We start from the raw sequence: 9,325 nt of genomic DNA, 5'->3' as shown, positions 1-9,325 counted from the left end.
GTCAGCGGCGGGGGGAAAAGGGGGGCGTCTCCCCAAGCCATTGGACGCTCGCGGGGGGGCCGCACGACCAAACTCCATGTTGACCCGGTGGCGTATCAGGTACGACAAGCTCGCGCAAAACTACCAGGCCACAGTCACCCTTGCCGCCATTCTCCTCTACTGGTTATGAGTCCGGACCCTGGCCGACGCCTTACCCGCTGGAAGGCTCAGCAACGCGCACAATCTTGGAACTGAACGGTCACGGCCGTGACAGAACAGTCTTGAAATGTTTCGGGAGTGCGACCAGATGGCGCCTGGCCGCTTGTGGTTGGACTTTGGACTTAGGCAGCTTTGCGCTTGGTGCGGCTGGTCGCTTTCTTTGCCGTCGTCGTGCGCCGCCTGGAACGGGCTTTCGTGCGCTTTTTCTTGGCCTCGTCAACCATCAGCTGAATCATCCGCCAGTCCAGAACCTGGGCGATATTGCCCTCGGCATCATGGAAGCCGACCGGACCATAGACGTTCGCCAGGTAGATCGTATCAACCGGATGCGAGGTCGCCTCATGAACGGCGCCGGCCGGTTCGTAGACCCAGTCGCCCTCTCGCGCAGATCCGCCCCGATAGTCAAAGCCGCCCGAGATAACGTAAAAGTCGGCCGCTCCCAGATGGGTATGCGGGGGATTGACCTGACCCTTTTTCGCCCGAATAAGGGCACTCCAGGCTCCTGTCTCTTTACTGATCCGCAACACCTTGAACTCGTTGCCCTCTCCGCTCTGAATCCACTCTTCGTCCTCGGTCCGGACCAGGGCAGCGTCGAGCGGATCGAATACTTGCGTGACTTTGGCCATAACTTCTCCCTCCTGAACTGTGGCGTTGGTCGCCTATTGTATGCCGCCGGCTGAAGAACTCAAGCCCTCTCGCCCCCTGCCTGTCTCTCCCAGGCTTCACCGCTTCGTGCAAGCTTTCTTGACACAGACGGCGCAAGGGTCATAAACAAGAACACAGGAGAACACCATGAACCGAGCCGAACGGCGCCGACAGGCTAAACGTAAGCGCTCCGCTCCGCCGTCCGCCTCCCCTCTTCCCACGGTCGCTATCCTCAAAGCCACCCTGCAGCGGCTGAGTTCCCCGGCCGAGATCGGCCACTACCTCGACACCCTCATCGCTCAAGGCTTACCGCCGGCTGCCGCAGAGGAACTGCGGGTCTATGGCGCGGAATTTCATGACGCGACAGCCATTCTCCAGTCGGGCACCGACCGGCTGAGCCGTCTTATCGCCAATGCCCAGGGCTGGGCAGACACGCTCATCGATCAGTCTCCGCAAAAAAACCAGCGCGCCTGTCACGCGGGATGCGCCTGGTGTTGCTACCTGCCCGTCGTCCTGGTCACTACGGCCGAAGCACTCCACCTCGCCGGCTGGCTCCACAATCACTGCTCGGATTCGGAACTCGACGCGCTGCGCCACCGCCTCAGCACTCGACTCCAACGCCAACAGGCTCCCGCCGAAAAAGATGCCCCCCCCCTCGCCTGTCCCCTGTTACGCAATAATCGCTGTATGGCGTATGAAGCCCGTCCCCTCAAATGCCGCGCCTGGAATTCGCTGCGGCTGGCCGACTGTGAGCAGGCGTATGGGCACGGCTCGTCTGCACGCCAAGTCCGGATAGATACCTCGGCGTTTGTGATGGGTAATGCGGTGCTCAGCGGTCTCAGCGACGGGGTGACTCAGGCCGGTCTGGATGGCAGCCATCACGAACTCTGCCAGGCCCTGGACCAGGCCCTGACTCAGTCAGACGGAGCCGAACGCTGGCAGCAGGGAGAACAGGTGCTCAGCACACAGCCTCGATAGGATGGACAAAAAATTTCGGCTTTTTGGAATATCAGTTTTTGACTATAGTCAATTAAAATCATTTGTTAAAAAAGAAGAGGCCAAACGGCCTCTTCTCAAACCAGACCTGTATCCTAGTTCTGGGCCATCTCAACCGCGACCGAAGCCACCCCTCCGGCCTCTACTGTGACATCCTGGGTCATCTCGCCCAGAGTTTCATGCCAAATCCGCAGGGTATATGAACCGGCCGGCACGTCTGCCAACTCGAACGCTCCGCTGGCATCAGTGACGGCATAGTAAGGATGGTCGGTCACCACCAGCCAGCCCTTCATCCAGCTATGGGCGTCACACTCGACCCGAATCGTTTCGGACTGCGCGAAGTTCTGCGTCATCTTCTTCCGAAACTTCGGCTGGGCTTTGTTGATCGAGGGGTTGGCCTCGCTATAGGTATGAATGTTGTGCAGAATCCCGTCGTTGTTCAGAATGTTCAGATCAGCCCCGGCCGGTGAGAGGACCACGCGCGGCGTGTAGATACACTCTTTCTGGTCCAGCGTCCCGCCTTCGGCCGCCTGGGCCTTGCCCTTTTCGATATTGGCGATAGACACCACGACGTTCTTCACCCCATTCCCATCTCCGACGACAAGCGCCTCGTCAAACTTTTCAGTTTTGCCGCACACGTCCACATCTTTAGTCGTTTCGATCTTGGCCATGGCTGGCGCCTCGCCAACAAACTTCACCGTTCCGGCAATCGTACCACCATTGCTCACATCTCCACTCTCATAGGCCCAGGCACTTGACAGCGTCAGCACGGGAATGCTCAGGGCAGCCACAGCCAGGTATTTCACACGGTACATATTCTCCTCCTTGTCTTTGAGTGCTGCGTTCTCGCTTCGCCCGCTAGGCAGCGGGGGCTACATCTTGTGTATCCGTCTCAACCGATTCTCCGGACAGCTCCGTCTCAGGGACAGGGCCCATGCTTTCGACTGCAGCCTCAGGCGTGGCGGCCGGGCTGGGCTCGGCCACTTGGGCCATCTGAGGAACACCCAGCGTCCACATATAGTCGCGCATGGCCTCCATCTGTCTGGGTTCATCGGCCTCCAGAATATCCTCCGGTCCGCCCGGATAGAAACTCGGCATGCGCGTTCCCGGCATGAGTGTTTGCGGATCTTCAATCCATCTGACGACCCAGTCCGGGTTCAGACGGTCCTTGGCCAGTTCTAAATCAGGCGCCCAGCCCTCGGGCGGTCCCTCGGGTTTTTTGTCGCCCTGCTGATGACACGAGAAACAGGCGAAGTAATCGTCAGACATGAGCACCTCGCCGGCCTGGAGCATGTGGGGCGAGAGTTCGGCCGGGTTCAGGTAGGTGTACGGGTTTTCGAGCTTGGCCTGGGCGATAAAGTAGTCTACCGCGTTCCGGGCATCGGTATCGTCGAAGTGGAAGGTCGGCATACGGACTTCCAGCCAGGGTCGGATTGGGGTCGGACCTTTCAGAAATTCGTACAACCATTCGGGCTGAACCTTCTCGCCCTGGCCTTTGAGGATGGGCGGGGCCAGGGTCGGGCTCTCCTCGTACAGCACCCGGATGTCCCCGCCCTTTTCCTCTATCAGGTGACAGCCGGTACAGTTGTAGTACTGGACCATCCGCTGGCCTTCGACCAGGGCATCGGTCCATCGACTGTGGGCGTGATACGCTTCGGCAAATTCGCCCTCAGTGCGACTGGCCAGAAAAACCCGGATCAGGCGGATGTCTTCATCCGGCAAGTTAAACCACGGCATGAGCTGCTCAATGCGATCTGTGGCGTAGCCGCGCGGCTCCCTGATCTTGTAGTAGGTCCAGCCGTCCCAGCTGTGCGGGACATCGGTCCGGTTGCCGAAGTACAGCTCTTCAAGCGTCTTGGAGCCAAAGGCCCGGCCCTCTCGTTCCATGCCCGGGATTTCATGACAGCCATGACAGCCGTACTGCCGGACGAGGGCCTGGCCGTGATTGACCAGCTCGGCATCGGCCAAGTCAGGCCGGTCGGCAAAGGGCGCCGGTTTTTCCCCCAACGTCATCAGATAGGACACAATGGCTTTGGCCTCGTCATCGGTCAGGCGCAGGCTCGGCATGGCGGTATGCGGAGAGTAGTCACGCGGGTTCTTGATCCAGTAATACAGCCAGCGCGGGTTGGTTTTTTCGGCAACCCGGGCCAGCAGCGGCGCATAGGTCTTGGCCGAGCCGACCAGGGTCGCGGTCTGTCCCTCTTCGAGCATATGACAGCCCCGACAGCCGACCGCATCGGCCAGAGCTTTGCCCCGTTCGACCAGGGCCGCGTCGGTCGGATCAATGCCCTCCGGCATGGGCCGTGAGGCCAGCCACTCCTCGCCCTCCTCCTGGCTCGCGTCGAGCAGATAGGCGGCAACGGCTTTGCCTTGCTCGGGGGTCAAAAAGAAGTGCGGCATGCGGGTCTGGGGACGAAATTCGTGCGGGTTGGTCACCCACTCGACCAGCCAGGACGGATCGGCTTTGGCCGCCACCCGTCTCAGATGGGGACCAATCTTGCGCGCCTCACCATAGCCCTCGACCAGGTGACAGCCGGCACACCCGACCTGCATGAACAGTTTTTCACCCCGGGCGATGTTCTCGGCGAATTCCACATCCTGCACGTCGGCATGACACTTGATGCAGTTGACCTCGACCTTCTCGTCCTCAAACAGCGGATGTTCCCAGAACTGGACGTTGCCGTGAGCCTGGGCAATGCTGTTGGTTGCCACCCCCTGCCCCTCGTGACACGGCGTACAGCCGACGTGATTCCCCAGCAGGAGCCGACGCTGGGGGTGGGTTTTATACGGGTGGGGCTGGTCCTCGAAGCCGCTGCGATTGATGCCGACTTGACACGAGATACAGCGGTCCACTCGCTGGAGCGGGGTATCAAAATTACTCCGGTCAAATTCCGTCAGGACGACCTGCTCGATAGTCGGAAAGTAGGGAATAATGAAGCCGTCGGAGGCAAACAGCACGGTATCGTCCCGCCGCTGCCTGAGGCGCTCGCGGTCGGTGGTCAGCCGCCGGAGGGTGTCGGTCCACTCACGAACGCTCAGGGTGATCTCGTCAATTTCGTTCTGCAGCTGGTCGCGGTGGGCGGTTTTGGCCTGAAAGTCCGCGTCCAGGACTTCGGCCTCAGCCAGCAGGGCATCAAGGTGGGCCTTAGGTTCACGGGTCGCATGGCCGATGATGATGGCATGATCGTACTCGTACCAGGCCACCTCAATCTCGCTGCGCACGAGGCGCAGGGCGTTTTCGGCGTCGCTGGCCGCCACCTCGGCGACCGCCAGCTCGGTCTGCAGCTGGGCCAGACGCTGGGCGCCCTCGCCGCCACCGACCTGCTCTTGAGCTTCGGCCAGTTTTGCCGTCGCCTCCTGGTAGACAGGATCGTTGGCCAGCCGCTCCTCTTCAGCCTGGAGGTCCGCGCTCAGTTTGTCATACGCAATCCGGGCGAACTCGGCCTGGTATCTCTTCCACGGACGACGCGATACGGAGTCGTCCCACACCGACCAGACCGTCCCCATCAGTAACAAGCCCATGGAGAAGAGGAATAATCCGCTATATGATCGTTTATCGTCGTCGAGTTCTCTGCGTGCCATACGTCCCAACTCAAGCCCGGCCCCGCTGTTCAAGCAGGTGGCCAAGGTAAAACACTACGACGCCAGTCCCAAGGAGATATAATTCCTTGCCCATGCTGTTGTCTTCGGTCAGACCGACCATCAGCGCGTAGCCCACAACGGCCAGCGCCAGCGCCTGTAAGAATTTTGCGACCCCCAACACCGACCGCGTCTCATATATTCAGCCACGGCGTCACCATAATATACTTGATATTGAAGGCGCTCCGCATCACCATCTTGACCACAATCGCCAGCATATTCAGGAACAGAAACGAGGTCAGCCCGAAACGCACCAAGCCCCAGCGCTGCATGAAGTCCCGGCCCTTGAGCCACACCACCCACCAGTACATCAAAATGGTCCCGACCACGAAATACAGAACAACCAGTCCGCCGCCAAAGGCGGCCGATGTCCAGTAGTCGCGAAAACCGACCAGATAGGGCAGATCCTGGTTGGTCATGGCCTCAACCTTGTGGGAATCCCACGGCTCCCAGGGCCAAAACCAGTTCCAGCCAGGCCCGCGCAGGAAGGTGCCGATAATGACCGTGGACACCCACAGGACCTGAAAGCCGAACAGGAAGGTCAGAATCTCATACTTGCGCTCTTTGAACGTATAGTAGCCGTTGCCTTTGGTATTGATGTCAATATAGGGAATGACCATCAAACCGACGATGATAAAGGTCGGAGCCACCACACCGGCGTGCCACGGATCGAAAAACACCAGGATTTCCTGGAGGCCCAGGAAGTACCAGGGCGCTTTTGAGGGGTTGGGGGTGCGTCCCGGGTTGGCCGGCTCTTCCAGCGGGGCGTCGACCAGCAGCGACCAGAAGAGCAGAAAGACCATGGTGAAGATCATGCACAGAAATTCGCTGCGCACCAAAAACGGCCAGGTATGGACTTTGTCATCCCCGGGCTTGCCCGCTTTTTTGAGCGAGACCTCAACCCGCGGGGTTGGGGCGCTTATGTCGGCCATACGTCTCTCCTAGGAATCCTTGTCGGCCCGGGGCTTGGCAATCACGTACAGCCCCCACAACACCAGAGCCATGAGGATCGGCACGACGAGTACATGCATGACATCCCCCCTCTTCCTACAGTGGAGGACCGGAGAAACCGTCCCGGCGAATCCGCCAGAAGTGGACCGCCAGAAACAGGCTGGTCACCAGCGGAATGAAAATACAGTGCAAGATGTAGAAGCGCAGGAGGGTATGTGCGCCGATTTCTCCGCCGCCAAACAGGAAGGCCCGCGCGTCGTAGACGGCATTGACCCCCAACAGTTCCCTACCCGGCCCCTCGTGGCCCAGCAACGGGGTGGCGCGGCCCATGTTCGAGCCGACCGAGACGGCCCAGATCGACAGCTGATCCCACGGCAGCAGGTAACCGGTGAAGGACAGCAGGAGGGTCAGCACCAGCAGAATAACTCCCACCACCCAGTTGAACTCGCGCGGCGGTTTATAGGAACCGGTCATGAACACGCGGAACATGTGGAGCCAGACGGCAATGACCATGCCGTGCGCGGCCCAGCGATGCATGTTGCGCATCAGCATGCCGAACGGCATATCAAACTCCAGATATTTGATATCCGCGTAGGCGTACTCGGCCACCGGTCGGTAGTAGAACATGAGATAGACGCCGGTGATGGTCGTCACCAGAAACATGAGGAAGGTAATCCCCCCCATACACCAGGTGAAACGCAAACGGGTCGAGTGTTTGCGAACTTTGGACGGGTGCAGGTGGAGCCACACATTGCCCGACACCATCAGAATCCGGTTGCGCGGCGTGTCTTCATAGCCGTGGCGGAAGATGGACTGCCAGGCCTGCGATTCCATCACCTGACGTTTGAGTTCGTCCCACTGACTCATAAGGTCTCGTCCCCCATTGTGATTAGACTTTGAGGATACTGTCCGGATGTTGCTTGTTGGGATCACCCCCGGGCTGCATGGTGAACACCTTGCTCATATCCACTTCGAGCTGCCCCTCCTCATCCAGCGAGAGCTGAAAGCGGTCCATCGGTCGCGGCGCCGGCCCCTCAAAATTATAGCCGTTCTTGTAATAACCGCTCCCATGGCAGGGGCATTTGTACTTGTTCTCAGAGCCCGACCAGCGTGGCGTACAGCCGAGATGGGTACATTTGGCAAAGATGGCGTACAGCCCCTGGGGTTCACGGACGATCCACACCCGGAACTCCTGGGTGTATTTTTCGCTCACCTCTCCGACCGGATAGTCGCCCGGAAAACCGGCCTTGAACCTGGACGGGGGCAGAACCAGGACGCGGGGAAAGGCTGAGCGGACAAAGGCCAGCAGACTGATCAGTGACACCAGTCCAAACCCGCCCCAACTGAGCCGGCCGAAAAAATCACGCCGTGACCACAAGCCACCGCGCTCAGCTCGCTCGGAAACCCGCTTCTTGCGTTCGGCAATCTGTTCGATGCGTCGTCGGGCTTCGATTTCCCGCTGTTCTTCTTCTGAAATGGGTTTTCTGGCCATATCGCCCACTTCCTCCCGATTGAGGTCTATCTGCGATGAAACAACAAGGTATACAGCCCCCCACCGACCGCCATCACTACCGCAAACAGGAGTATCACCACCCCAACCGGGGGGAAGAGCAGGAGCAGCAGGATGCCGAGCAGCACGAGGGGAATGCTCAGAGCTAAGGGATTAAAAACCAACTCCTGTTTCGGTACCTCCTGCTGAGGCGGCTCTTCAACGTGGGTCGTCTCTGTCTCGGCCTGGATCAGGCTGAGCGCATACTCACGCAGCTCTTCGCGGCCCTGCGTTCCAGCTTCGTTAATGAGGCCGGAGAGTTCCTGGGTCAGGCGCTCAATCTCGGCTTCACGGTCCTGACCGGGGTCGTGTTTTTCCGATTCAGGTGCCACAATCACCTTATGTCCGGCCGATAAGTATCTGCCCCTTTCCGGCCCGTCAAGCCCCCTGAGCCAGCCGACACTGGCCATGCTGAGCGCGCTGCATCGGCCGGTTTTGTCCCCCGTAATATCTGTCCGTCCAGACGGCTCAGGACGCCGGCCCGATCCGCTCGACACCGGCCATATAGGGCCGCAGAACGGCCGGAATCTCAACGCTGCCGTCGGCCTGTTGATAATTTTCGAGCACGGCGATGAACACCCGCGGCAGGGCCAGACCCGAACCGTTCAGGGTGTGCAGAAATTCCGGTTTGGCACCCCGAGCCGGACGATAGCGAATCCTGGCCCGACGAGCCTGAAAATCGCGAAAATTCGAGCACGAGCTGACCTCCAGCCACTCCTGGCAGCCCGGCGCCCACATTTCCACGTCGTACTTCATGGCAGCCACAAAGCTCAGGTCACCGGTACACATCTGCACCACCCGGTGAGGCACGCCGAGCCCACGGCAGACATCCTCGGCATTATCCACCAGGCTGACCAGTTCGGCGTCCGAGGTCTCGGGCCGCACGAACTTGACCATTTCGACCTTATCGAACTGATGACCGCGCTTAATGCCGCGCACATCGCGACCGGCCGACATTTTTTCTCGCCGAAAACACGGGGTGTAGGCTACGTGGTAGATGGGCAGCTGGTCGGCCTCAAGCAGCTCGTCCCGGTACAGATTGGTCACCGGTACCTCGGCCGTGGGAACAAACCAGAAGTCTTCTTCAACGTCCCGGTACAGATTATCGCCAAATTTGGGCAGATTGCCGGTTCCGACCAGACACTGTTCCTTGACCATGACCGGCGGATACACCTCGGTATAGCCATGTTTGGCGATGTGCAGATCCAGCATCCAGCTGATCAGGGCGCGCTGGAGACGGGCGCCAAGCCCCTTGAGCACATAGAAGCGGGTTCCGGAAATCTTGACCCCGCGCTCAAAATCAATAATCCCCAGCTGCTCGGCCAACTCCCAGTGCGGCTTGGGCGG

Annotated in this window: 10 protein-coding genes; 1 reads left to right on the top strand and 9 read right to left on the bottom strand. The window is 59.7% G+C overall.

Annotated features, from left to right (window positions below; translation table 11 throughout):
* Positions 1-320: 320 nt before the first annotated feature.
* Positions 321-824, bottom strand: a complete 504-nt coding sequence (locus J4F42_20165) for a 2,4'-dihydroxyacetophenone dioxygenase family protein (GenBank protein ID MCE2487835.1) — start codon at positions 822-824, stop codon at positions 321-323.
* Between the two features lie 166 nt (positions 825-990).
* Here J4F42_20165 and J4F42_20160 point away from each other — a divergent pair, with 166 nt between their 5' ends.
* Positions 991-1,821, top strand: coding sequence for a hypothetical protein (locus tag J4F42_20160; GenBank protein ID MCE2487834.1), 831 nt, complete (start codon positions 991-993; stop codon positions 1,819-1,821).
* Positions 1,822-1,934: 113 nt separating this feature from the next.
* Here the strand turns inward: J4F42_20160 and J4F42_20155 are convergent, their stop codons facing one another.
* The 8 genes from J4F42_20155 to serS all read right to left on the bottom strand — a co-directional run.
* On the bottom strand, positions 1,935-2,654 hold the full coding sequence (locus J4F42_20155) for a carboxypeptidase regulatory-like domain-containing protein (protein ID MCE2487833.1): 720 nt from the start codon (positions 2,652-2,654) through the stop codon (positions 1,935-1,937).
* Between the two features lie 43 nt (positions 2,655-2,697).
* Complete coding sequence (locus J4F42_20150) at positions 2,698-5,421, bottom strand: c-type cytochrome (GenBank protein MCE2487832.1); 2,724 nt, start codon at positions 5,419-5,421, stop codon at positions 2,698-2,700.
* A 10-nt stretch (positions 5,422-5,431) separates the two neighbouring features.
* Positions 5,432-5,602, bottom strand: coding sequence for a hypothetical protein (locus J4F42_20145; protein MCE2487831.1), 171 nt, complete (start codon positions 5,600-5,602; stop codon positions 5,432-5,434).
* 10 nt (positions 5,603-5,612) lie between these two features.
* On the bottom strand, positions 5,613-6,410 hold the full coding sequence (locus J4F42_20140) for a hypothetical protein (protein ID MCE2487830.1): 798 nt from the start codon (positions 6,408-6,410) through the stop codon (positions 5,613-5,615).
* Positions 6,411-6,525: 115 nt separating this feature from the next.
* On the bottom strand, positions 6,526-7,296 hold the full coding sequence (locus J4F42_20135) for a cytochrome b N-terminal domain-containing protein (GenBank protein ID MCE2487829.1): 771 nt from the start codon (positions 7,294-7,296) through the stop codon (positions 6,526-6,528).
* Between the two features lie 22 nt (positions 7,297-7,318).
* Complete coding sequence (locus tag J4F42_20130) at positions 7,319-7,921, bottom strand: ubiquinol-cytochrome c reductase iron-sulfur subunit (GenBank protein MCE2487828.1); 603 nt, start codon at positions 7,919-7,921, stop codon at positions 7,319-7,321.
* Between the two features lie 26 nt (positions 7,922-7,947).
* A complete protein-coding gene (locus tag J4F42_20125) occupies positions 7,948-8,310 on the bottom strand; it encodes a hypothetical protein (GenBank protein MCE2487827.1) in 363 nt (120 codons plus the stop codon).
* Positions 8,311-8,446: 136 nt separating this feature from the next.
* Positions 8,447-9,325, bottom strand: an 879-nt coding sequence (serS, locus tag J4F42_20120) for a serine--tRNA ligase (protein ID MCE2487826.1), incomplete at its 5' end; no start/stop codon positions are given.

The organism is Desulfurellaceae bacterium, from assembly GCA_021296095.1.
Taxonomy (GTDB): Bacteria; Desulfobacterota; Binatia; order Bin18; family Bin18; genus JAAXHF01.
Note: the sequence above shows the minus strand (reverse complement) of the source record. Positions and strands in the feature narration are given on the sequence as shown.